At 62.6% G+C, this 24,279-nt stretch carries 21 protein-coding genes; 11 read left to right on the forward strand and 10 right to left on the reverse strand.

Annotated elements, in window-relative coordinates:
* Positions 1–7: 7 nt before the first annotated feature.
* On the reverse strand, positions 8–916 hold the full coding sequence (locus AC3WWH_RS22175; protein ID WP_058324064.1) for a DMT family transporter: 909 nt from the start codon (positions 914–916) through the stop codon (positions 8–10).
* Between the two features lie 452 nt (positions 917–1,368).
* On the opposite strand from AC3WWH_RS22175, the gene AC3WWH_RS22180 reads away from it, so the two are divergent.
* A complete protein-coding gene (locus tag AC3WWH_RS22180; protein WP_058324065.1) occupies positions 1,369–3,912 on the forward strand; it encodes a methyl-accepting chemotaxis protein in 2,544 nt (847 codons plus the stop codon).
* 284 nt (positions 3,913–4,196) lie between these two features.
* Here the strand turns inward: AC3WWH_RS22180 and moaA are convergent, their stop codons facing one another.
* Positions 4,197–5,246, reverse strand: a complete 1,050-nt coding sequence (moaA, locus tag AC3WWH_RS22185) for a GTP 3',8-cyclase MoaA (protein WP_082641101.1) — start codon at positions 5,244–5,246, stop codon at positions 4,197–4,199.
* 253 nt (positions 5,247–5,499) lie between these two features.
* Between moaA and AC3WWH_RS22190 the strand changes: the two genes are divergently transcribed.
* Positions 5,500–5,874, forward strand: coding sequence for a gamma-butyrobetaine hydroxylase family protein (locus AC3WWH_RS22190; RefSeq protein WP_057248853.1), 375 nt, complete (start codon positions 5,500–5,502; stop codon positions 5,872–5,874).
* A gap of 18 nt (positions 5,875–5,892) precedes the next feature.
* Here AC3WWH_RS22190 and AC3WWH_RS22195 read toward each other — a convergent pair whose 3' ends face one another.
* Positions 5,893–6,405, reverse strand: a complete 513-nt coding sequence (locus AC3WWH_RS22195) for a MarR family winged helix-turn-helix transcriptional regulator (protein WP_093232993.1) — start codon at positions 6,403–6,405, stop codon at positions 5,893–5,895.
* A 17-nt stretch (positions 6,406–6,422) separates the two neighbouring features.
* Between AC3WWH_RS22195 and AC3WWH_RS22200 the strand changes: the two genes are divergently transcribed.
* From AC3WWH_RS22200 to AC3WWH_RS22210, 3 genes are all read left to right on the forward strand, one after another.
* Complete coding sequence (locus tag AC3WWH_RS22200) at positions 6,423–7,331, forward strand: alpha/beta fold hydrolase (protein WP_058324067.1); 909 nt, start codon at positions 6,423–6,425, stop codon at positions 7,329–7,331.
* 127 nt (positions 7,332–7,458) lie between these two features.
* Positions 7,459–8,067 (forward strand): pyridoxamine 5'-phosphate oxidase family protein, encoded by a 609-nt coding sequence (locus AC3WWH_RS22205; protein ID WP_058324068.1) that lies wholly within the window; start codon positions 7,459–7,461, stop codon positions 8,065–8,067.
* A gap of 62 nt (positions 8,068–8,129) precedes the next feature.
* Positions 8,130–8,921, forward strand: a complete 792-nt coding sequence (locus AC3WWH_RS22210) for a M15 family metallopeptidase (RefSeq protein WP_245299240.1) — start codon at positions 8,130–8,132, stop codon at positions 8,919–8,921.
* 115 nt (positions 8,922–9,036) lie between these two features.
* Here the strand turns inward: AC3WWH_RS22210 and AC3WWH_RS22215 are convergent, their stop codons facing one another.
* Together AC3WWH_RS22215 and fumC are read right to left on the reverse strand one after the other, a co-directional pair.
* Positions 9,037–10,107 (reverse strand): GGDEF domain-containing protein, encoded by a 1,071-nt coding sequence (locus tag AC3WWH_RS22215; protein WP_057248857.1) that lies wholly within the window; start codon positions 10,105–10,107, stop codon positions 9,037–9,039.
* 191 nt (positions 10,108–10,298) lie between these two features.
* Positions 10,299–11,690 carry a class II fumarate hydratase gene (gene fumC / locus AC3WWH_RS22220; protein ID WP_058324193.1) on the reverse strand — a complete coding sequence of 464 codons (1,392 nt, stop codon included), beginning with the start codon at positions 11,688–11,690 and terminating at the stop codon, positions 10,299–10,301.
* Between the two features lie 509 nt (positions 11,691–12,199).
* Here fumC and AC3WWH_RS22225 point away from each other — a divergent pair.
* The gene (locus AC3WWH_RS22225) at positions 12,200–14,089 is read left to right on the forward strand and encodes a L,D-transpeptidase family protein (RefSeq protein ID WP_058324069.1); all 1,890 of its coding nucleotides are present in this window, start codon (positions 12,200–12,202) and stop codon (positions 14,087–14,089) included.
* A 49-nt stretch (positions 14,090–14,138) separates the two neighbouring features.
* Here the strand turns inward: AC3WWH_RS22225 and AC3WWH_RS22230 are convergent, their stop codons facing one another.
* Positions 14,139–14,816, reverse strand: a complete 678-nt coding sequence (locus AC3WWH_RS22230) for an HAD family hydrolase (RefSeq protein ID WP_057248860.1) — start codon at positions 14,814–14,816, stop codon at positions 14,139–14,141.
* Between the two features lie 224 nt (positions 14,817–15,040).
* On the opposite strand from AC3WWH_RS22230, the gene rpiA reads away from it, so the two are divergent.
* The 5 genes from rpiA (at position 15,041) to AC3WWH_RS22255 (ending at position 20,197) form a co-directional block, all read left to right on the forward strand.
* Positions 15,041–15,736 carry a ribose-5-phosphate isomerase RpiA gene (gene rpiA / locus AC3WWH_RS22235; RefSeq protein ID WP_057248861.1) on the forward strand — a complete coding sequence of 232 codons (696 nt, stop codon included), beginning with the start codon at positions 15,041–15,043 and terminating at the stop codon, positions 15,734–15,736.
* Between the two features lie 121 nt (positions 15,737–15,857).
* Positions 15,858–16,403 (forward strand): DUF2059 domain-containing protein, encoded by a 546-nt coding sequence (locus AC3WWH_RS22240; protein WP_057248862.1) that lies wholly within the window; start codon positions 15,858–15,860, stop codon positions 16,401–16,403.
* Between the two features lie 189 nt (positions 16,404–16,592).
* Positions 16,593–17,981: a glutathione-disulfide reductase gene (gor, locus tag AC3WWH_RS22245; protein ID WP_058324070.1), complete on the forward strand. Its 1,389-nt coding sequence runs from the start codon at positions 16,593–16,595 to the stop codon at positions 17,979–17,981.
* A gap of 256 nt (positions 17,982–18,237) precedes the next feature.
* Complete coding sequence (locus AC3WWH_RS22250; protein ID WP_058324194.1) at positions 18,238–19,611, forward strand: class II 3-deoxy-7-phosphoheptulonate synthase; 1,374 nt, start codon at positions 18,238–18,240, stop codon at positions 19,609–19,611.
* Positions 19,612–19,798: 187 nt separating this feature from the next.
* The gene (locus tag AC3WWH_RS22255; protein WP_057248864.1) at positions 19,799–20,197 is read left to right on the forward strand and encodes a GFA family protein; all 399 of its coding nucleotides are present in this window, start codon (positions 19,799–19,801) and stop codon (positions 20,195–20,197) included.
* 4 nt (positions 20,198–20,201) lie between these two features.
* Here AC3WWH_RS22255 and AC3WWH_RS22260 read toward each other — a convergent pair whose 3' ends face one another.
* From AC3WWH_RS22260 to AC3WWH_RS22275, 4 genes are all read right to left on the reverse strand, one after another.
* Positions 20,202–21,119 (reverse strand): helix-turn-helix domain-containing protein, encoded by a 918-nt coding sequence (locus AC3WWH_RS22260; RefSeq protein WP_057248865.1) that lies wholly within the window; start codon positions 21,117–21,119, stop codon positions 20,202–20,204.
* Between the two features lie 195 nt (positions 21,120–21,314).
* Complete coding sequence (locus tag AC3WWH_RS22265) at positions 21,315–23,054, reverse strand: pilus assembly protein TadG-related protein (protein WP_058324071.1); 1,740 nt, start codon at positions 23,052–23,054, stop codon at positions 21,315–21,317.
* Position 23,055: 1 nt separating this feature from the next.
* Positions 23,056–23,478 carry a TadE/TadG family type IV pilus assembly protein gene (locus AC3WWH_RS22270; protein WP_058324072.1) on the reverse strand — a complete coding sequence of 141 codons (423 nt, stop codon included), beginning with the start codon at positions 23,476–23,478 and terminating at the stop codon, positions 23,056–23,058.
* A gap of 185 nt (positions 23,479–23,663) precedes the next feature.
* Positions 23,664–24,212 carry a DUF1003 domain-containing protein gene (locus AC3WWH_RS22275; RefSeq protein ID WP_057248868.1) on the reverse strand — a complete coding sequence of 183 codons (549 nt, stop codon included), beginning with the start codon at positions 24,210–24,212 and terminating at the stop codon, positions 23,664–23,666.
* Positions 24,213–24,279: the final 67 nt, after the last annotated feature.

Genomic DNA, 24,279 nt, shown 5'->3' on the forward strand with positions numbered 1-24,279 from the left:
GCGGCTCCTATTCCAAAGGGCCGGTCAGCGAGCGCTGGGCGACCGCTTTTCGGCCGCGCAGGGTCTCGCGGTAGAAGGTGTAGAGGCCCGAACCGATAATGACCGCAACGCCGACCAGCATCCAGGTATCGGGCACTTCCGTAAAGAAGAAGATACCGATCGCGATCGACCAGATCAGGCTGGTGTAGCGGAAGGGCGCAATGACCGAGATATCGCCGGCGCGCATTGCCAGCACGATCGTCTGGTAACCGAGCATCAGCAGGATGCTCGCGGCGGCGATGTGGCTGAAGGTCATCGCCGACATTGGCTGCCAGCCGCCCATCGGCTGGATGAGGACGGCACCGACGATGGTTGTGACAAGGGAGGTCGACACGGTGATGTAAAGCGAGGGCACGTCATGGCCGATGCGGCGGGTGCAGAGATCGCGGGTTGCCGTGACGAACACGCAGGCGACGACGGTCAGTGCCGCCGGCGTGAAGCCCTCGGGACCGGGCCGAAGCACGATCAGCACGCCGATGAAGCCGGCGATGATCGCCGTCCAGCGCCGCCAGCCGACTGGCTCGCCAAGGAACAGGGCGGCGCCGAGCGTGACGGCCAGGGGCAGTGCCTGCATGATCGCCGAGGCATTGGCGAGCGGGATCTGGCCGAGGGCGGAGATATAGGTGACCGAGGCGAGCGCCTCCATGGCGATGCGCAGCAGGATCACCGGCTGCATCAGGGTGCGGAGCGGACGAAAGGCGCGAAATTGCCAGGCGGCGAGCACCACCATCAGCGTCGTCAGCAGCCCGCGCACGAAGATGATCTGGCCCACGTTCATCGCGCCGGTGACGGATTTGACCAGCGCGTCGTTGCAGGAGAACGTGACCATCGCCAGGCACATGAAAAGAATGCCGCGGAAATTGGTGGAGGCTTGCATGCTGGCTGTCCTGCGGCGCCGGAAAGCGGGCTACGCTGTCGACGAATGGGGAGGCGAATCCACGGGATGGATCGCCCAATGTTTAAGCATTGGCTGCCGGCTTGTGCAAACGGGTTCGCATGCGGCGGCCGTTTTTCTTTCAGCGCAAGTAGAACGGTCAGCCCCGGCCGAGTTCAATTGCCCGGAAGACTGTGGCAGGCCGCTAAAACGTCCGCCGGCGAACTGAGCTTATTCGCGGAATCTTAAGTTTCGCTGCCTATCGTCGCTGCAATTCCGCATCCATTCGCATGACGCGATCGGCGGGGTGGCGCCGCAGTAACCTTGCAGGGTGGCCATTCCAGGGACGTCTGCCCAGGCTTAGGAGAGCCTTCGGCACTCGTCCCATCGGTGTTTCCACCAAGAAAAGCCGCCGCGCGGGCCTGCTTCCCATAAGAATAATTCAGGGGTGCGCAATGTCTTTCATCGATCGCCTGCTGCAGCGTTTGCGGATCGTCACCAAGGTTCTGCTTTTCGTGGTTCCGCTTGTGGCGCTGATTGCCGGTATTGGTCTCATTGGCTTCTTCACCGCCCGCACGCTCAACGGCCATATGACCGTGACGCGGGAAACCATCAACAATCTCTCGGACTTCCAGGCGCTGCGCAGCGCGCTGCAGGCTTTTGCCGATGCGCCGAGCGAGGAAACTCGGGCTGCTTTGGCGAGCCAGATCGACGAGCAGGAAAGCGGCGTGAAGACGCTGGACGGCCTGCTGACGCGCGGTGAGGACAAGGCGGAGATCGCCTCGGTGCTGGCGCTGGGTGAGACGATGCGCAGCCAGACGGACAAACTCTGGGTGACCAAGCTCGAGCGGGACCAGGTGACGGCATCGCTGGAAACGGCGCTCGCCGACATGACCGAGCAGGGCAACAGTGCCTACAAGCAGATCGACATCATCCGCAAGGAATCCGGCGAGAAGGAAGCCTTCGCCAAGGCGCTGCTCTTCGATGCCGCCGCCTATCAGGGCCTGGCCGAGCGCATCAAGAAATTCCGACTGCCGGTCACGATGGCCGTCAATCCGGATGCCAAGATCGATCAGGCGGGCAAGCTGCTGCCGCATCTCGTGAAGCAGATCGATGAGGCCGAAAAGATTGCCTCGGAAAAGGTGCAAGCGCCGATTGCCGACGTGAAGGAACAGGCGCTCAAGGTTCAGGCGATCCTTGCCGGTGCCGAAGACAGCGAGGCGAAGAAAAACGCGCTGGTGCCGATCCTCAGCAAGTTCTCCAAATATGAAGCGGACTTCGCCAAGGAGGCAGCCAAGAACTCGGATACGGCGGCCAAGCGCTTCGTCGGCATGGATGCCGAGATTTCACAACTGAAGACCCTCATCGCGCTGATGGGCGATACCTTCAAGGGGCTCGACAGCACGCGGCTGCATATCAGCGAGTTGCACCGCAAGCTCGATGCCGCGGGCCGCGAGCCGGTCATGGCTGACATCCAGGCGGTTCGCGAAACGGCGGGCAAGCTCGGCGAACTCGGCGGCAAGAACGCGGCGCTTCGCGATCTTCCGGCGAAGCTTGGGCCCTCGCTCGGCAACATCGACAAGGACACCGCGGCACTGATCGACGTCGGCGGCCGCTGGCTGGCGGCCAAGGCGGAAGCTTCGGCACTCGTGGCCACTGCCAGCACCACGCTTGAGAGTTTCGTCAGCAGCGCGCAGGAAGCCGGCAAGGTCGACAGCCAGCGCTCGGCCGATGTCTCGATCGTCGCCATGATTGCCGGCACGCTGCTCGCCATCATCGGTGGCCTGATGCTGGTCGAAACGCTGCGTGGCCCGCTGAAGCGCGTGACCGAAACGATGACGCGGCTTGCCGGCGGCGATCTCGACGTTGCCATCGAGGGTCGCAACCGCGGCGACGAGATCGGCGACATGGTGCGCTCCGTTGCCGTGTTCCGCGACAATGCCCTCGAGAACGTGCGGCTGGGGCGCGAGGCGGAGGCGGCGCGTGCGCTTTCGGCAGAAGAAGAAGCGCGCCGCGCCGCGGAGCGTGCCCGTGTCGAGGCCGAGCAGATGCAGGCGCTGAATGCGCTTTCGGATGTTCTCGCAGCTCTCGCCGACGGCAATCTCGAGGAAGGCATGGCCGAGGACCTGCCGGCCGACTACGTGATCATGGCCCGCACCTACAACAATGCGGTCGAGGCACTGCGGGCGACGCTGGCCGACGTGCGTGTCGTTACCGGCGAGATCACCGGTGGCACCGGCAATCTCGCGTCGTCGGCTGACGACCTGGCACGCCGCACCGAGCAGCAGGCGGCCGCACTCGAGGAAAGCTCGCGTGCCCTTCGGCAATTGACGGAGATCGTCCGCACGACGGCCGAAAGTGCGCGCAAGACGACGGTGTCGGTGGGCGAAACCAATTCTTATGCCAAGCATTCCGGCCAGGTGGTCGCCAAGGCGATCGACGCCATGGCGGAGATCAATCGCTCGTCGGAGAAGATCAGCACGATCATCGGCGTCATCGACGAGATCGCTTTCCAGACCAACCTCCTGGCGCTGAATGCCGGCGTCGAGGCGGCGCGGGCAGGCGAGGCCGGACGTGGCTTTGCCGTGGTGGCGCAGGAGGTGCGCGAGCTTGCCCAGCGTTGCGCAGGAGCGGCCCGCGAGATCAAGGGGCTGATTTCGGAAAGCTCGGCACAGGTGCGGAGCGGCGTGGCTCTGGTGCAGGAGACAGGCGATGCGCTCACCGTCATCAACAGTCACATCACCACGATCCACGACCTCGTCAGCAATATCGAGGCCTCGGCGGCTGACCAATATACCGGCCTCAACGAGGTCAATTCCGCCGTGCACGAGGTCGAACTGATCACCCAGCAGAACGCCGCGATGGTCGAGGAGAACACCGCCGAGATCCACGGGCTGCGCCGGCAGGTGGAAGCGCTTAACGAGAAGATCGAGCGCTTCCGCACCGGTACGGAGGGAATGGGTGCGCAGGCGCAGGGGCGCGGGAGCTACGCGGCCTGATCTGTTCCTCCGACGGCGGCTTTCAAGGCTTGCCGCCCGGCTTGTCAGCCCCTCACCCTAACCCTCTCCCCGCAAGCGGGGCGAGGGGACGTGCACTGCGGCAAGACATCCCAATGTAGGTCGCCGGAAAGCGCAAGCCGTCGACGCATCTGTGCGGAGTACGTGGGGACACGAGCGTGTGCCCCACATTCCCTTCTCCCCGCTTGGCGAGGGAGAAGGTGCCGGCAGGCGGTTGAGGGGCCGCCTGCCGGTTGTTCATCCAAAGTTGGTATCGTGCGGGAAGCTCAGCCGCCGGTGACGCTCATGTGGCGGGCGACGGCGGGGCGGTTGTGCTCCCGGTCGATGATGAAGTCGTGGCCTTTCGGCTTGCGGCCGATCGCCTCGTCAATCACCTGGCTCAAATAGGCATCGTCTTCGGAGGCGCGGAGCGCAGTGCGCAGGTCGGCCGCGTCGTTCTGGCCGAGGCACATATAGAGCGTGCCGGTGCAGGTGAGGCGGACGCGGTTGCAGCTTTCGCAGAAGTTATGCGTCATCGGCGTGATAAGGCCGAGCCGTCCGCCGGTTTCGGCGACCTCGAGATAACGGGCAGGGCCGCCGGTGCGATAGGGGATGTCCGAGAACGTGAAGCTCTGTTCCAATTGCCGGCGCATCTCGGAGAGCGGCAGGTAGTGGTCGGTGCGGTCTTCTTCGATCTCGCCCATCGGCATGGTTTCGATCAGCGTCAGGTCCATGCCGCGGCCATGGGCCCAGCGCATGAGATCGGGGATCTCCGCGTCGTTGAAACCTTTCAGCGCCACGGCGTTGATCTTGATCTTGAGGCCGGCAGCCTGGGCCGCGTCGATGCCTTCCATGACCTTGGAGAGGTCACCCCAGCGGGTGATCTGGTGGAACTTCGCCGGATCGAGCGTGTCGAGCGAGACGTTGATGCGCTTGACGCCGCACTCGACAAGCTCGGAGGCATATTTCGCGAGCTGCGAGCCATTGGTCGTCAGCGTCAACTCGTCGAGCCGGCCGGCCTCGATCTCCTTGCCGAGTTCACGCACCAGGAACATGATGTTCTTGCGCACCAGCGGCTCGCCGCCGGTGAGCCGCAGCTTGCGCACGCCCTTGGCGATGAAGGCGGAACAGAGCCGGTGCAATTCTTCGAGCGTCAGCAGATCCTTCTTCGGCAGGAAGGTCATGTGTTCCGCCATGCAATAGGTGCAGCGGAAATCGCAGCGATCGGTGACCGACACGCGCAGATAGGTAATCGCCCGACCGAAGGGGTCGATCATTGGAACGGTCTTCTGCTCTAGCGGCCTGGCGCCGAACCTGTCTATCGTGGCTGTGTTCAAAACGGCTTTCTCCCAGCCCTTTCAATGTCGTTGTCGAACCTGCTCGCGTCAAGGCGCATACTGTCGCAAAGTGTTGATCGGAAGAGCAGGGTAATTCTCGCCAGCCGATTTCTGCGCTAGTGCATACTCATCCCTAAGTCAAAGCCGCATCAGGGATAGGAGGTTTCAGCAAGCAAGGTGCGATGAAGCTTTCAGGCGGATCACGGCGAATGGACGGCATCGCGTTTGCCGTTCGCGAACAGGAGCAGGCAATATGAGTGAAATCTGGCCGACGGAACTGCGTGTCTCCAAGGATCGCCACCGGCTCGTCGTCGCCTTCAACGATGGCGCATCCTTCGATCTCTCGGCGGAGATGCTGCGGGTACTATCGCCGTCTGCCGAAGTGCAGGGCCATGGGCCGGGCCAACGGGTGACGGTGCCCGGCAAGCGCAACGTGCAGATCATTTCAGTGCAGCCAACCGGCAACTACGCGGTGCGCATCGGTTTCGACGATTTTCACGATACCGGCATCTTCACCTGGAGCTATCTGCGCGAACTCGGCGAGAAGGGTGGAGAGCTCTTCGGTGCTTATGAACAGGAACTCGCTGAGAAGGGCATGTCGCGCGACAAGACGGAAAAGCCGCGCTGATCTCGACTGTGCCTGTCGTCAGGCCAGTTCGTCCTCTTCTTTCAGCAGTATCCCGATCAGCCGCTCCATGGATCGGGTGACCACCATGCAGTCCTCCAACGGCTCGTCGTCCAGCAATTTCTCGATCAGCGCCGTGTGGATCTCCATGGCTGCCTCCGTAAGGTTGCGGCCCTCCTGTGTCAGCGACAACCGCAGTACCCGTTTGTCCTTCTCGTCACCGCGGCGCAGGATCAGGCCGCGCTTTTCCAGCTGCGGCAACAGCATGCTCATGTTGGAGCGGCCCACCAGCAGTTTGCGTGCCAGTTCCTGCTGCGAAATGCCGTCGAAGCGGTAGAGGTTGATCAGGATATCGAGGTGTGGCGGCTTGATGTCGAGATGGGCGATCTCGCGCGTCACCGTCTGCTGCATGAGCTGGCAGGCGCGCGCAACCGCGATCCAGCTGCGGAAACGGGGGTGATCCCAAGGGAAATGGTGTTCTGTCGTCACTTGATTTTTGTTCAACGTTGTACAATTATGTTCAGCATTGAACATAACAAGAGATTCCCACTATGGCACCCTTTGCGATCAAGGTCATCCGCCACACGCTGAAAGGCGTGGCAGCGTTCTCGCCCGAGGCCGCCGGCAGGCTTGCCTTCAAGCTTTTCAGCGTGACGCCCGGCCGGCAGCCTAAGAACGCCAAGGAGAGGGCGGCGCTCGCGGCCGCGGCGCCCGTGATCGCCACGGGGCAGCCGGTGACGCTTTCCTATGCCGGCGGCTGGGTGCTGGCACGCCAGTTCGCCGCTCCGCGCAATGCCGCCAACGCCAAGCGCATCCTGCTCGTGCATGGCTGGGGATCGCGCAGCGACTACTTGGCTGCGATGATCGATGGCCTGGTCAAAGGCGGCGCTGAAGTGGTGACGCTCGACTGGCCGGGGCATGGCGGTTCGCCGGGACGCACACTCACGATGCCTGCAGCGGTCAGGGCGATCGACGCCGCCTGGCGGCATTTCGGCAATTTCGATGTCTGCGTCGGTCATTCCTTTGGCGGGGGAAGCCTTGCTTGTGCGGCGGGCGGCATCGTCTGCGACGTGCGCAGCCATGTGGCGAAGAAGCTGGTGCTGATCGGCGCGCCGAGCGAGATGACTTGGCTTTTCAAAGGTTTCGGCAAAATTCTTCGCCTGGCGCCGAAGACGCAGGCGGCCTTCGAAGATGTTGTCGAGCGTCTCGCCGGCAGACGCCTCGAGGATTTCGACGCCGCGCGGATCATCGGCGTCCTCGCCGTGCCGACGCTGGTCATCCATGCGGAGGACGACAAGGAGGTCGCGGCCGATCATGCCCGCCGCTATGCAGCCGCTGGGCCGAACGTGGAGATGTTTTGGGCAAACGGCTTCGGCCATCGCCGCATCGTCTCGGCCGCACCCGTGATCGCGCGGATCAATGCCTTCATACACGCGGAAGATCAAAAAGCCGCCGCCTGACTATTTTTCGTTGCTGCCGTCATCAGACTGTCATGCTATCGGTCAAAGGGTCGCTTTAGCCTCCGGAATCGCTTCGCAATCCGCGCCCTGCCATCGATCCGGAGATCTTTCGGTATTGGAGGACGGCATGTCGGTCATCACCACGGTCGAGGAACTCAACGCGCTCTATGGCGGTGTTAGCGAAGCATCGGTGGCCAAGGTCACCAAAACGCTGACGGCGGAGTATCGGCTGATGATCGAGGCTTCGCCCTTCTGCGCGCTCGCAACCGTCGGGCCGGAGGGGCTCGATTGTTCGCCGCGCGGTGACGACGATTGCGTCGTTCGGATCGCCGACGACAAGACGGTGCTGCTTCCCGACTGGCGCGGCAACAACCGGGTCGATTCGCTCGCCAATATCGTGCGTGACCCGCGCGTGGCGCTGATGTTCCTGATCCCCGGCTCGAACACGACGATGCGCATCAACGGCACAGCCGTCCTCAGTATCGATCCGGAGCTTACCGATAGCTTCGAGGTCGACGGCAAGCACCCGCGCAGCGTGATTGTCGTGACCATCGGTGAAGTCTATTTTCAGTGCGCCCGTGCGGTGATGCGCGCGCAGCTTTGGAACCCGGAACGCTTCCTCGATCCGGCATCGCTGCCGACGCCCGGCGCGTTGCTGAAGGCTGCCAAGACGGATTTCGACCGCGAAACCTATGACCGCGAATGGCCGGAGCGCGCAGCCAAGACCATGTGGTAGGCTGCTGCGGGGGCCGACCGGTACGGTCGCCATCTCAGCGAAGCGCGCGGGTGGAGGCGAGGGTGCGGCGGCAGGCTCTGACAGGTGCATCAGCACTCCTTTTCGCTCTCTTGGCCGGCAAGGCGACAGCCGGCGAGCCCAGTCTATCCGAGAAGCTCAGCCTGCTGGCTACGGCCTACCCCGATGCCATCGAGCGGATCGACGGCAATGTCCTGGTTCTGCGGGATGGTGGGGTGCCGCTCTCCATCGACGACGGCAAGAAGAAGAGCCATGCCGAGAAACTGGCCGCGGCGGATATCGAGGACAGCCTGTCACAGATCTATCCGCTGGGCGCGTGTGCGAAAGCGCCGGCCGTCGATTTCGATCCGGGTCGCATCCGCAGCGAAGCACTGTTGAAGCGGCTCTATGGCAGCAGTGCTGCGGCTGTCAGGCGGGATCTCGTCACTGTGGACTGGTTCGGCGAGCGGCTGCAGGTGACGCGGAAGCACGGAACGGCCGCGGCGCTGAAGGCGATCGCCGCTGATCTTTCGCGACATGCCGAACTCAAACGCTATCTCAGCCCAAGCGCCGGCACCTTCAACTGGCGGCCGATTGCCGGTGCTGCCACGCTGTCGGTCCATAGCTTCGGCGCGGCGATCGATCTCAATACGGGCTTTGCGGATTACTGGCGCTGGTCCGGGAAGGGGGTGCACGGCTATCGCAACCGCTATCCGCTGGATATCGTCGAGATTTTCGAGAAGCACGGCTTCATCTGGGGTGGCCGCTGGTACCACTTCGATACGATGCATTTCGAGTACCGGCCGGAGCTGATCGCGATCGCGCGGGCGGCGGGCGCGGATGCCTGCGGCCACTAGTCGGCTGCCTCGCAGCGTTCAGAGCGGGCGGCGCCTTCACGCATGCCCGAGCACCGGCAAACAAAAAGCGCCCATGAAGAGCGCGATTGTCAGTTCGATCGCAGAGCGCCGTAGGTCAGCGTCGATAGATCAGCCAGTTGCGGCCGGATTCCTTGCGCATGCCGTCTTCAAAGAGAACGGTCTTGTTGCGCCCGCCATTCTTGGCCGAATAGAGCGCGATATCCGCCTTGTTGTAGAGATCGACAGGGTCTTCTGCTGCGGTCGCCATGCAGACGCCAACGGAAAGCGTGATCGGGCCGTAGTTGACACCGGTCTTCGAATTGCGGAAGGGCGTTGCCGCAAGAACCGTGCGGATGCGATCGGCGATCTGCAGGCATTCTTCCTGGGTGCTGTCGCCAAGGATAATGGCAAATTCCTCGCCGCCGGTGCGGGCAACGAACGCCTCACGGCGCAGGTTGGCGCGAAGGACTCCGCCGACGGTCGCGAGGATCTTGTCGCCGACCGGATGGCCGAACGTGTCGTTGACCTTCTTGAAATGGTCGATGTCGGCAACGAGCAGGCCGGTGTAATTTCTCAGGTGCTCATTGTTGTAGACGGCCGCCAGATTGTCGTCAAAGGCGCGCCGGTTGGCGAGACGCGTGAGCGAATCCGTGTTGGCGATGCGCTTGTACTCGTCGAGTTCCTGCCGGATGACCTCCATTTCGAAGGACTTTTGCACAACGGTCTCGACGCGCTCCTTGCCCTGGCTCATCGTCTCGGCCGTCGCCTCGGTCAGGATGCCGATCGCGTGGCGCAGGATATCCGCGCTCGATGCACTCTTGCTGACGATGTTGACATAGGCCTCATCGAGAACCTTGTTGTAGTTCTCAAGCGCGTATTGCTCGTCGCGCAACAGGGTAACGAGCTCGGCAAGCTTGGCTGCAAGGGTGGTGTGGGCGCGCTCGATGCCGTTCGAGCGGTGGATGTGGCTGAAGTACTGCGCGCCGATCGCATCCAGCTCTTCCTGGGTCGCGCGGCTACCGAGCGCCGCGAGTTCTTTCGACAGCTGCGGGTTGGAGCCGAGATAGGCTTCGTAATAGAGTTCGTAGTTGCGGGGGATAGGCGCGACACCCATCATGCGCATGGCATGGGTTACTTGCGCTGCGATATCGGGCGTCTGTGCTTTGCCCGAGTTTGCCGTTTGCATGTGCAAACCCCCTAATATTAATCACTGCTTACGGGTTATGATTTTTAGGGGCAAATGATTTGCGAAGTCTTAATATTTGCCGCCGCGGTGCACCGCAGTTCGATCGACTGCGGCCATTCCCGCCGATCTATCCTAGCGTTTGCGACTTGAACCCACGGCGCCGTTGAGGCGCCGTGGTGTGTCAAAATGGATCAGGCCGGGCCGATCATCGTTTCGGGGCGCACGATCGCGTCGAACTCTTCGTTCGTCACGTAGCCGCCGCCGACGGCTTCTTCGCGCAGCGTCGTGCCGTTCTTGTGGGCGGTCTTGGCGATCTTGGCAGCGTTGTCGTAGCCGATCTTCGGGGCGAGGGCGGTGACCAGCATCAGTGAGCGGTCGAGTGCCGCCTTGATGTTGTCTTCGCGTGCCTCGATGCCGACGACGCAGTTGTCGGTGAAGGACACGGCCGCATCGGAAAGCAGCTGCACCGACTGCAGGAAGTTGTAGGCCATCAGCGGGTTGAAGACGTTGAGCTCGAAGTGGCCCTGGCTGCCGGCGAAGGTGAGGGCGGCGTGGTTGCCGAAGACCTGGACGCAGACCTGGGTCAGCGCTTCGCACTGGGTCGGGTTGACTTTGCCGGGCATGATCGACGAGCCAGGCTCGTTTTCAGGCAGCGACAGTTCGCCGAGACCGGAGCGCGGGCCGGAGCCGAGGAAGCGGATGTCGTTGGCGATCTTGAAGAGGGCTGCAGCCGTCGCGTTGATCGCGCCATGGCTGAAGACCATGGAATCATGGGCGGCGAGCGCCTCGAACTTGTTCGGCGCCGAGGTGAAGGCAATGCCGGTGATCTTGGCGATCTCGTCGGCAACCTTTTCAGCAAATCCGACCGGCGCATTGAGGCCGGTACCGACGGCCGTGCCGCCCTGGGCGAGTTCGCAAAGGCCGGGAAGCGTGATCTCGATGCGCTTGATCGAGGAAGCGACCTGCGCGGCATAGCCGGAGAATTCCTGGCCAAGCGTCAGCGGGGTTGCATCCTGGGTGTGGGTGCGGCCGATCTTGATGATGTGATCGAATGCCTTGACCTTGGCTTCCAGCGCCTTGTGCAGGTGCTTCAATGCCGGCAGCAGGTCATGGATCACCCGTTCCGCGCAGGCGATGTGCATCGCCGTCGGATAGGTGTCGTTCGACGACTGGCTCATGTTGACGTGATCGTTCGGATGCACCGGCTTCTTCGAGCCCATGACGCCGCCGAGCAATTCGATGGCGCGGTTCGAAATCACCTCGTTGGCATTCATGTTCGACTGGGTGCCCGAACCGGTCTGCCAGACGACGAGCGGGAAATGGTCGTTGAGCTTGCCGTCGATCACTTCCTGCGATGCCTTGACGATGGCATCGGCTACGGTGGAATCCAGACGGCCGAGCGCCTGGTTGGTCCGGGCGGCTGCCTGCTTGACGATGCCGAGCGCCCGGACGATCGAGGCCGGCTGCTTTTCCCAACCGATCTTGAAATTGCCGAGCGAGCGCTGGGCCTGGGCTCCCCAATAGCGGTCGCTTGCCACTTCGATGGGGCCGAACGTGTCTGTTTCCGTGCGCGTCGATGTCATCGTGATACCTGCCTTGATCATGCGGTTCATGAAGCCTGGGCGAGGGCCGGGTGGCGCATCTCCCCAGGGTGCCGGGCCTCTCTCTGCCCCGCCTGCCGGAGCTTGTAAAGGGGCGTGGCGCGGCTTGCCATGCTACAATCGTTTGAAACGTTGACGTGCAACAAGGCCGGCCCGGAACGATGGTGATTCGGTCGCTTGAGGGCCGCGGGCGCCGTTGTGATTTTTAGGTCACAGGCGCGGCGTTCTTTTTAGCCGCGGATCGGCGGCTGCAACCGGCCCATGACCTTCTGCTGAAATAAAATCCATATGGATCAAATTTTTATCCCCCTTCGAACGTTATGGAATCGAGGCGTTTGCTGGGACGAGGAAGGAGATTCAAGGTCGATGTTCGCGGGCGCGTTTCCTTTTCATTCACCATCCTTTTCTATAACTTTCAGTGCACGAGGGCGTGGCGAGAATCTGGCTTCAGTCGAATTCGGCGACAACGCGATACGGGGACGTAGTTTCATATGAGAGTAATTAAGACGGCAGCGGTCGTGGCGCTCATGAGCGGCTGTGCGATCGCGACCATGGATGTGCGGCCGGCTTCGGCCTTCACATTTGGCGATTTCATCCGGGCGGGCCGGAAGAAGACCGAGGCTCAGCAGGTTCAGCCGAACCAGCCGCTGCCGGGCATGGGCACGATGGTCGACCCGCAGCAGGCGGCCAAGCCGCTGCCGAAGGTCACGGGCCCCAAATATTACACCTACAAGGCGGAGCCGCTGCGTCGCATCTCAACCGACAAGTTGCTCGACCCGGTCGTTACCGGCTCCGTGCGCAACGATGCGCTGCCGCCGATGCTGCGCACGCCGCTTGCCGACGCGCGGCAGTTCCTGCCGGATATCAACGTTCGCGCGTCCGGCGACGTCGCCAAGGCGGTCGAAGCCCATTACGGCGCCCGCATGGATTACATCTGGATCGGCGCCGAAGGCGTGAACGCCAAGGCAAAGGCGGCGGTCGCCGTCCTCGCCGATGCCGCCAAGGTCGGTCTCGACCCGCAGGACTATGCCGTCAACGTACCGGCAGACACTTTCGACCGCGGCGACATGATCGCGCGCGAAAAGGAACTGCTGCAGTTCGAAATCGCGCTGTCGGCGGCAACGCTGACCTATACGCAGGACACCGTGCGCGGCCGCATCGATCCGAACAAGATCTCCGGCTACCACGACTTCAAGCGCAAGACTGTCGAACTCGCCCCGCTTCTCGACAAGCTGTCTGCGAGCAACGACGTCGCCACGCTTCTCAACGACCAGAACCCGAAGAGCGCACAATTTGCGGCACTCTCCGTCGAACTGGAGAAGCTGAGGGCGGAAACGGGCGCCGAGCAGCGCGTCGAGATCGCGCCCGGCACGCTGCTTAAGCCGGGCCAGAGCAATCCCGAGCTCGCCAACATCATTGCCGGTATTCGCCTCAAGGGCTCGGAAGCGCTGAAGACCGAACATGCGGCGGTTCTTGCCGCTTACCAGGGAGCGCCGGAATACACGCCGGAACTGGTAACCGTGGTGGAGGCCTTCCAGAAGGAACACGGGCTGAAGGCTGATGGGGTCGTCGGCCAGGCGTCGGTGCGCATCCTGACGGGTGGCGACAGCGTGGCGAACAAGATCAACAAGCTCGAGATCGCCATGGAGCAGGCGCGCTGGCTGCCGGATGGCCTCGGCGGCCGTTACGTCTTCATCAACCAACCGGCCTTCACCGCGACCTATACCGACCAGGACGCCGAGCAGTTCTCGATGCGCGTGGTCGTCGGCTCGAAGACGAACCAGACCTATTTCTTCCAGGACGAGATCCAGACCGTCGAGGTCAATCCGTACTGGGGCGTGCCGCAGTCGATCATCGTCAACGAGATGCTGCCGAAGCTCCGCAGCGACCCGAACTATCTCGATCGCATGGGCTACCAGGTCGAGGTCGGCGGCCGGCCGGTTCCGTCGGCGTCGGTCAACTGGAACGGCTCAACCGCTTCGGTCGCAGTACGCCAGCCGCCGAGCAGCGACAATGCGCTCGGCGAGCTGAAAATCCTGTTCCCCAACGCGCATGCGATCTACATGCACGACACTCCGTCGAAGAGCTTCTTCAAGCGCGACAACCGCGCACTCAGCCACGGTTGCGTGCGGCTTGCCGATCCGCGCCTGATGGCGGCGGCCGTGCTCGGCACGAGCGTCGAGGACGTCGGCAAGGAGATTGCCGGCGGCGGCAACAAGGCGCTGCAGGTTCCGGTGAAGGTGCCTGTTTATGTCGCCTACTTCACTGCCTGGCCGAACAAGGATGGTGTCGTCGAGTATTTCGACGACGTCTATGAGCGCGACATGTACATGAACCGCGCCTTTGACGCGACGCGCGGCGCCCGCAGGGCCGAAGGATAGGACACAAGAATAAGAAAAGGCCGCTTCGAGCGGCCTTTTTTCTGTTCGATCATCGGGTCTCGAGCAGCGCCGAGACCAGTTCCGGTGTCAGCTCGTCGAAGTGGCTGATGATTTTCGTCGGTTCGAGACTTTCGACGGGAACGTCCGAGTAGCCGAAAGGAACCGCAATCGACGGCACCGCTGCATTGCGGGCGACGAGGAAGTCGTTGAGGCTGTCGCCGACCATCACCGAGCGTTCCGCCGAGCCGCCGGCATTGGTGACGGTCCTCAGGAGGTGCTCGGCATTCGGCTTGCGCACTTCGAAAGTGTCGCCACCCGAAATCGCGGCGAAGCGTTCGATCAGCCCCAGGCGTTCGAGCAGGCGCGTTGCCAGCTTTTCCGGCTTGTTGGTGCAGACGGCCAGCTTGAAGCCGGCGCCAGAGAGCCGGTCGAGCGCGTCGACGAGGCCCGGATAGGGCAGCGAATCGCCGGGCATCGAGCCGTGGTAGAAATCGACGAACTCCTTGAGCTGCCATTCCAGCACGTCTTCAGCGAGCGGCTTTTGCCGGAGCGCGAAGGTGCGCTCGATCATGGCGCGTGCGCCGTGCCCGACAAGATGGGTCAGATCCGCATAGCCGACCGGTGCGATGCCGGCCTGGGTCACCGCATGGTTGAGGCTCGCGACCAGGTCCGGCGCGGTATCGACAAGCGTTCCATCGAGATCGAAGACGACTATGGGAGATGACACCGAAAAACCTCATGGCACCGGAAACGTTGCCGTTCGGGTAGGCGAAGTGACAGCAGAATGCAATGGGGAGTACATGTCCCAAGTCCTGCGGAATCCTTGGCGGCAATTTCATTTTGACTTTTGTTTGCGTCGCCGGGCGTGTAAGTGTCTCAGCGGAAAACGGGCCGGCCGTTCGCTGCTTGCAGCAAAGCCGTCCGTCGGAATTACAAGGGAGCGACTGGCGCATGGACGCCCGCGAAATGAAAATCAAAGCCGCGGCTGCGGCTCTGGAATATGTCGAAGACGGCATGCGCCTCGGCATCGGTACGGGCTCCACGGCTGAGGAATTTGTCCGGCTGCTGGCCGAGAAGGTCGCCTCCGGCTTCCGTATCGAAGGCGTTCCCACTTCGGAGCGCACGGCGCGGCTCTGCCTCGAACTCGGTGTGCCGTTGAAATCGCTCGATGAGCTGCCGGAACTGGACCTGACGATCGACGGCGCCGACGAGGTCGATGGCCGGCTGCGGCTGATCAAGGGCGGCGGCGGCGCATTGCTGCGCGAAAAGATCGTCGCGAGCACGTCGAAGCGAATGATCGTGATCGCCGACGAATCGAAGGTGGTCGAGGTCCTCGGTGCCTTCAAGCTGCCGATCGAGGTCAATCCCTTCGGTCAGGTGGCGACGCGGATCGCGATCGAGAAAGTCGCTTCGCGGCTCGGCCTTTCCGGCGAAATCGCCGTGCGTCAATCGCACGACGGCGCCTTCAAGACCGACGGCGGACACCTTATTCTCGATGCATCTTTTGGCCGTATTCCTGATGCAGATGCGCTCGCGGGGGAGCTGAATGCCATTCCCGGCGTCGTCGAGCACGGGCTTTTCATCGACATCGCGTCGCTGGCAATCATTGCAGGGCCGGAGCAGGCACGCATTCTGACTGCGTCCTGAGCCGGCTCCCGACAGCCCGCAATGGGCTGGGAGCGGTAAAGACAACAGGTTTCCACACATGCGGGCCTGGCGGCGGTAATCGCCCGGGCAGCATGCGACAAACACAGGAGCAAGGGTAAAAATGAACAAACTCGCAGGTCTTGTCCGCACATTCGCTGCCACCGCGGTTCTGCTTTCCGCATCGATTCCGGCGGTGCAGGCCCAGGACGTCTCCGAAGAGCAGATCAAGGCGGCGCGCGCGACGATCGCAGCGCTTGGCGTGACCAACAGCTTCGACAACATTCTGCCGAACCTTGCCGAGCGGCTGAAGAACACGCTGATCCAGTCATCGCCGAACCATCAGGAACTGATCACGGCAACCGTCGACGAGAAGGCACTCAGCCTTGCCGCCCGCCGTGCCGATCTCGAGAACGAAGCGGCGACGATCTACGCCAAGACCTTCTCGCTCGAAGAGCTGAACGCGATCACCGAATTTTACGGCTCGTCCGCCGGCAAGAAGCTCCTGGATAACGGCCCGATCGCTTCGCGCGAACTGCTGAAGGCCGCCGACATCTGGGCCGCAGGCGTTTCCCGCGATCTGACCCAGGAAGCCACCAAGTCGCTCGACGAAAAGGTTGGCAGCACGCAGCCGGCTGCCGAGGGCGCCGTCCAAGCGCCGGCGCAATAACCGTCGCCGGCCACGGTTCATCACGTATCGAGGAGCCCGGAGAGATCCGGGCTTTTCTTTTGGCCGGAGGCACCACTATATGTACCTGCGGTGCGGCCTTCGGCCGGCCGCACCGGCTGCCGGACTCGAGATCGTTCGGCGCGCTTTCCATTTCGCCATTTCGGCCCGCTTGCTTTCAGGAGACTGCCCATGCCCGCTTTCGACTATGACCTTTTCGTGATCGGTGGCGGATCCGGCGGCGTCAGGAGCGGACGCCTGGCGGCGAGCCTCGGCAAGAAGGTGGCGATTGCGGAGGAGTTTCGCTACGGCGGCACCTGCGTCATCCGCGGCTGCGTGCCGAAGAAGCTCTATGTCTACGCGTCGCAGTTTTCCGAACATTTCGAAGACGCAGCCGGTTTCGGCTGGTCGGTCGGCGAAAGCCGGTTCGACTGGAAGAAACTGGTCGCCGCCAAAGAGCAGGAAATTACCCGGCTCGAAGGGCTCTACCAGAAGGGTCTGAACAATGCCGGCGCCGAGATCCTGCATACGCGCGCCGAGCTCGTCGGCCCGAACACGGTTCGCCTGCTCGACAGCGGCAAAACGGTGACGGCCGAGCGGATCGTGATCGCCGTCGGCGGTCATCCGACGCCGCATGACGCGCTGCCGGGACACGAGCACTGCATTTCCTCGAACGAGGCTTTCGATCTCGCAGACCTGCCGAAGTCGATCCTGATTGCGGGCGGCGGCTACATCGCCGTCGAATTCGCCAACATCTTCCACGGCCTCGGCGTCGAGACGACGCTGATCTATCGCGGCAAGGAAATTCTGTCGCGCTTCGACCAAGACCTGCGCCGCGGGCTGCATGTGGCCATGGAAGAGAAGGGCATCCGTATCCTCTGCGAGGACCTTATCCAGTCGGTCACCCTCGATGATGCTGGGAAGCGTGTCGCGCGCACGATGAAGCACGGCGACATCGCCGTCGATCAGGTGATGCTGGCGCTTGGCCGCGTGCCGAACACCACGGGGCTCGGCCTCGAAGCGGCTGGCGTCAAGACCGATGAGCGCGGCGCCATCATCGTCGATGCGTTCTCGCGCACCAGTGCGCCTGGCATCTATGCGCTTGGCGACGTCACCGACCGCGTGCAACTGACGCCGGTCGCGATCCACGAGGCCATGTGCTTCATCGAGACCGAGTACAAGAACAATCCGGTGTCGCCGGATCACGACCTGATCCCCACCGCCGTCTTCTCGCAGCCGGAGATCGGCACCGTCGGTCTGACGGAAGAAGAGGCGGCGCGCCGCTTCGACGAGCTGGACGTTTATCGCGCCGAATTCCGGCCGATGAAGGCGACGCTTTCGGGCCGCAAGGAAAAGATGATCATGAAACTGATCGTCAACGCTGCCGACCGCAAGGTGATCGGGGCCCACATCCTCGGCCATGATGCCGGCGAGATGGCCCAGCTGCTCGGCATTTCGCTGAAGGCCGGCTGCACCAAGGACGATTTCGACCGGACGATGGCGGTGCATCCGACGGCGGCGGAAGAACTGGTGACGATGTATTCGCCGTCCTACCGCATCCGCAAGGGCGAGCGGGTCTGAGGCCCCGGCAGCCGGCGCCTTGCTTTGCAGGCGCCGGGGCCGATGAATTCTGGTAGGATGTCTTTCCAAGCCTTCGCTTAACGTCTATAAGCCCGCATCCGCGAAGTCACCGGCTTCGGGCGAGCTTGGCGCAATAATCTTGCGTTGGGGCAGGGCACGCGGACATGAGTGAAATTTCCGAATACCGGGCGGCCACCTTCGGCCGTCAGGGCGCGACCCGCGCGGATAGATCCGCGGCAGACAACAGGTGATCGAAATGGCACAGACTTGGACTCCAAACAGCTGGCGGCAGAAACCCATCCAGCAGGTGCCGGACTATCCGGACCTGGCAGCGCTTGAGGCGACCGAAGCGAGCCTCGCGAAGTATCCGCCGCTGGTGTTTGCAGGCGAAGCGCGCCGTCTGAAGAGTGCCCTTGCCAATGTTGCCGAAGGCCGCGGCTTCCTGCTGCAGGGCGGCGATTGCGCTGAAAGTTTCGCCGAGCACGGCGCCGACACGATCCGTGACTTCTTCCGCGCCTTCCTGCAGATGGCCGTCGTCTTGACCTTCGGCGCGCAGCAGCCGGTGGTGAAGGTCGGCCGCATCGCCGGCCAGTTCGCCAAGCCCCGTTCTTCGGGCGTCGAGAAGCAGGGCGACGTGACGCTGCCGTCCTACCGTGGCGACATCATCAACGGCATCGAGTTCACCGAGGAAGCGCGTATCCCGAACCCGGAACGCCAGATCATGGCCTACCGTCAGTCGGCTGCAACGCTGAACCTTCTGCGCGCCTTCGCCATGGGCGGCTATGCCAACCTCGACAACGTGCACCAGTGGATGCTCGGCTTCGTCAAGGATAGCCCGCAGGCAGAGCGCTACCGCAAGCTCGCCGACCGCATCTCCGAGACCATGGACTTCATGAAGGCGATCGGCATCACCTCGGAAAACCATCCGAGCCTGCGCGAGACCGATTTCTTCACGAGCCACGAGGCGCTGCTGCTCGGTTACGAGCAGGCGCTGACGCGTGTCGACTCGACCTCGGGCGACTGGTACGCCACCTCCGGCCACATGATCTGGATCGGCGACCGTACCCGCCAGCCCGACCATGCGCACATCGAATACTGCCGCGGTATCAAGAACCCGCTCGGTCTCAAGTGCGGCCCGTCGCTGACGGCCGATGGTCTCCTGGAGCTGATCGATCTTCTGAACCCGGCCAACGAAGCCGGCCGCCTGACGCTGATCTGCCGCTTCGGCCATGACAAGGTGGCGGAGCATCTGCCGCGCCTCATCCGTGCGGTCGAGCGCGAAGGCAAGAAGGTCGTCTGGTCCTGCGATCCGATGCACGGCAACACGATCACGCTCAACAACTACAAGACCCGCCCGTTCGAGCGGATCCTGTCGGAAGTCGAGAGCTTCTTCCAGATTCACCGGGCAGAGGGCACGCATCCGGGCGGCATCCATATCGAGATGACCGGCAACGACGTGACGGAATGCACCGGCGGTGCGCGCGCGCTTTCCGGCGACGATCTTGCCGACCGCTACCACACCCATTGCGATCCGCGCCTCAATGCGGACCAGGCGCTGGAACTCGCGTTCCTGCTGGCCGAGCGCATGAAGGGCGGCCGCGACGAGAAGAAGATGGTCGTCAACGGCTGATCTAATCCCCTGGCATCGTTCAGGCTTTCTGAACGTCGCTTGGGAGTTTTGAATTTGACAATGCCGGGCCCGCTCTGGAAGCTGGTCCGGCATTTTCGTGTCTGGAGCAGGAAGCGGCGCGCGCAATCGTGCCGCCTTATCCACCGCATGACAGGGTGATGCATCACGATTTCGCTTTGGGGGAACAATGCCGGACGTTCACAAGGGAAGCTGTCTTTGCGGGGCAGTGCGCTTTGCCGCACAGGGCGAGCTGCGCGAGCTGATCTACTGCCATTGCAGCCAATGCCGGAAGCAGACCGGGCTCTACTACGCCGCGACGAATGTCCGGAACGACGGCCTTGAGGTCGAGGGAATGGAGCATGTCACTTGGTATCGGGCAAGCGACAGCGCCAGCCGTGGCTTTTGCCGGATCTGCGGCTCGGCCCTGTTCTGGAAGGGCGACGGGCAGGATTACATCTCGATCATGGCTGGGGCCTTCGAGAAGCCGACCGTGCTGAAGGGTGGCTATCACATCTTCTGCGAAGACCAGGGCGACTTCTACGAAATCACCGACGACTTGCCGAAATATGCGGCCGGACGCAGCTGAGCGATCACTCCGGCGTGCTTGTTGCCTGCCGAACCGCCTGCTCATAGCCATTGGCAAGGCCGGCCATCTTGACCGATTGCCACTGGCAATATTCGTCGAGCAGGCGTTCGCCTAGCCAGAACAGCCCGCGCTGGCCTTCGCCGGCGCGGCCGATGAGGCCCGCATCCTGGGCGCGGGTGAAAATGCGCCTGATATGCGTGTTGGAGATCATGTAGTGCGTGGCGAGTTCCGAGAGGCTCGCTTCGAGCCAGACTTTGCCGTCGACGGGATCGAGGCTTTGCGGCCGCGACATGAGATCGTCGAGCAGCAGGCCGCCGCATTCGGTCCAGACGAAGGCGGCCACAGCTTCCGGCGGCTCGTTCCACCGCCGGTCGGCGAGCAGCAGGCGGGTGGCGATCGGTTGGGCGCGCTCAAAGATCGTCCGATCGGCTTCGACGCGCTGAAGGCGGCCCTTGCCGTCGAAACGGTCGAGCGTGCCCATCTGGCTCATGAACCAGCGCAACATCGCCCCTTCGCTGATTTCGGTCGGCTCCAGGGGCCGCACTTTCTTTCTGGCACGACCGCCATTGGTATCGCGCAGCAGCTTGTAGGTCAGCAGTTCGGCAATGAAGGCGGCAGCGGTATTGCGGCTGGCGCCGCCCATCTCATGCATGAACTTTAGCAGGCGCGCGGTGGTGATACCCGTCTCCGGATTCGCTGGATCGCGCTCGAGGTGAAGTGTGTAGACGGCTTGGCTCAGCGTCCATTTCTGATGGGAGGCGACGAGGCGGGCAACTCGAGGGAAGACATCAAACACCGACATCAGATCGCGGGCGCTCGCCTGAAGGATCGCCCGGAAGTTCGGATGATTGCGAAAATCTTCTGCGGTGAAGGCAAGCGCACCAACTGGCGCAACGCCCTCATGCTCTGCCACGACACGCATTTGCTGCGCACACCCCCCGAAGCTTGCGCGGCGTGCCGGATGCTTGAATTTCAAGATGCCCGGTCGCCAGCCGCCACTCAGCCTAACCCCTTTTAGTAGGAGTAGCTTGCCCATAACGTGCGAACAACCGATTTTGTTCAAACGGGGCACCTGACGTTCAGCCGTCAGGCGCCCCGTTCGATTGCTGGATCTCGATCATTGCACCAGCACAGGCGGCTGGCACTTGACGCCGGTGACGCGTACATCGGCCTCGCCGACCCGGACGCCGACGAGCAGGAGCAGGTTGTAGAGGAGATCATCGACCGGCTTGGTGACGGAACCCAAGGTCTGGGCCAGGGCTTGCTGGACGATCGTCGGGCTGCCGAGCGTGAGGAACAGAACCTGGATGTTGACGTCGAGGTTGTTGAGCAGCGTTTGGGTCGTGGAGGTGAGAATATCCTTCGTGGAGACGCTCTTGATCGATCGAGCCGCAATCTCGGATGGGCTGAAGCTCAGGCGCGAGACCTTGAGGTTCTGTGCTTCGACATGAGCGAGCGCATCGATCTTGACGACGAGGGCATCGACGAGGCGGGCCCTTTGCACGCGGGCATCCGACGAGAAGTTCGAGAGCACTGTCGGGTCGACGTCGCCGATCGCGATCTCGGCAATGCCCGGCACCGTGTCGACGCTGACCGCCGCGTTTTCCGGAGTACCGCCGTAGCAGCGGATGTCGGCAAGTTTCGCCTCGGCATAGGCAAGTTCGACGTAGATCGGCAGTCTGATGCGGATGCCGGCAAGGGCCGCAAGGCCATCGACGTTGACTTCGACGGCGAGGCGGGTCTGGGCGGTGCGCACGGCCGCCCCCGGGGTTCCGAGGCGGTGGCTGGGCGTCTGGACCGGCGGCTCGCCGATCGCGAGCTTGACCTTGGCAGAAGCGATGCCGGGAAGCCCGGTCACGGCGTTGAGCGCGATCTGGTGTTCGCCATTGGCAATTGCGGCGGCCGCGGAGACGATCTGCAGCGCGCTGATCTTCATCGCCCAATCGGAACCGGCATCGATCTGCAGGCTCTTTTTCGGATCGAGGTTGAGGATCTGGGCCAGTGTGACGGTCTTCTTGTTGTTTGCGGTCGAAAGCTCGATGCTCTTCAGCGCGGCTGTCACTGTGCCTGAAAGACCCTGGACGAGCCGCATCGAGGAGAGCAACTGCGGCATGGTCAGATTGGCCTTCAGCACGTCCTCATAGGAGGCGGCGGTCAGGTTCAGCTTTGTCGCGACGATCTTCAGGAACGGCTGGACGTCGATGTCGGCGTCGATGAGAGCCTGATAATCCATCACCTTGAGGGAGATGGTCGTGCCGAGCATTTGCCCGAGGATCGAATTCAACAATCCGTCGTTCAGGCTGGCGAGACGCGAGCCGACAGAGAAGGCGGCAATCTTGGAGCTGGCGGCCGTGCCGATGACGCTTAAATCCGGCGGCGCGCTGAACATGGAGGCTAGGAAGATCTGGCCTTTCTTTTCCAGCAGAACCTGAACGGCATCGGTCGGCGTTGCGTCCTTGACGAAGCGCTGTCCGGCCTCGACGGAAGGGTCGGGGATATAGCGACCGCGCGCCAGCGTGGCCACGCCATCCACCTTGCCCGTGCCGACATGGCTCAGCGGCAGCACCTTGCCATCGACCGTCATCAGCCCGGTCGGCGTGGCCACGGCGTAGTTGAGGCCATTGTTGGAGAAATGGTTGAGCACGGCCTTCTCGGCCGACGAGATGTTGGCGGCCGCTGCGATCGCGGCAAGGTCGACCGCCGACTGCATCTCACGTTTCTGCACGGTGAGATAGCCGTAGTCGATGCCGAGCCCCATTGAGGCGATGACCAGTGGCATGACCAGTGCGGCAGAGATGCCGATATTGGCGTCCCGTGATCGGAGCAGCGTGCGCAGTCGCGTTGAATTCCACGACATGTCAGACCCCTCCCACGCGTATGGTTGCGAAGCGCTCGATCTGGCTGCTCGGCATCGCGAACGTGAAAAGGTTAAAAATCGGGAGGTCGGCGGCGTCGTATTTGATCCGAACGGTGAACTGGTTGGCGTTGCTGGCGTCGTCTTTGACGGTCACGGTCATACGCGAGGATTTTATGAAGGCCTGATCCATCGTGGTGCGGCGGATGTAGTCGGTCGCGAGGCGTTCACGCTCGCCTTGGGATAGTCCAGCGATGGCTGTGCGCGCGGCATCGGCGGCGATCTGCTGTATGGAATGCGCTGTGCTGAGATAGACGCCGTAGGCGATCAAGGTCAGCACGCAAAGGAAGAAGAGCGGCGCTATGATTGCGAATTCGATTGCAGCGGCGCCGTCTCGGCCGCCGAAAAGGCGCTTGAAGTTGGACATTGCAGCATCTCCGCGTACCCACGTTGCTGTATTTTTTTCGAATGTCCCTGCACCCATACGATGGTCTTCAAATATTAATTTTTTCATACTCCGATAAGTTGCCGATGGCAGCGAAGCGGGGGTGTGGGCGCCCGCGCTACGCCGCGGCACCGCGGGATCTGATCCTGCGTGTCGTGGGTGTTCGGTCAGTCCTGCCCGGGTGCTGGACGGTAGTGCTCGAGCTGGCGGTTGAGCGTTGCGAGGTCGGCACGCAGTTCCGAAATCTCACGCAGCAACACGTCGTCGACCTTGTGATGCAGGGCGATCAGTTCGACTTCCGACTTGAGATTGACCTCGTAGTCCTTGGACGCTGCGAAGCGGTCGCGTTCGGCCTGACGGTTCTGCGACATCATGATGATTGGGGCCTGCAGTGCGGCAAGCATGGAAAGCACGAGGTTGAGAAAGATGTAGGGGTAGGGGTCGAACGCTCCGGTCACCAACAGCACCGAGTTCACGATGACCCAGCAGACGAGAAAACTGCAGAAGGTGACGATGAAGCTCCAGGAGCCGCCAACGCGGGCAATGTTGTCGGCGAGCCTGTCGCCTAAGGTTTGCTCGGCAGCGAAGGCCGCATTGGTATCGGTGGTCAGCGTGCGCCGCTCGCGGGCGTAGGCGAGGATGCGGCGCTCGATCTCGCCGAGTTCGCTGAGCGGCTTGCCGAAGAACTGGTGCGAGATGTTGTTGAAATGCGGCATGGCGATCTCCGGGGTTGACCGGAGAAAATCTAGAGCATTTCCAGCAAATGTGCGTGGCGGTTTTGCG

Source organism: Ensifer sp. EB106-03-01-XG145 (genome assembly GCF_058792075.1).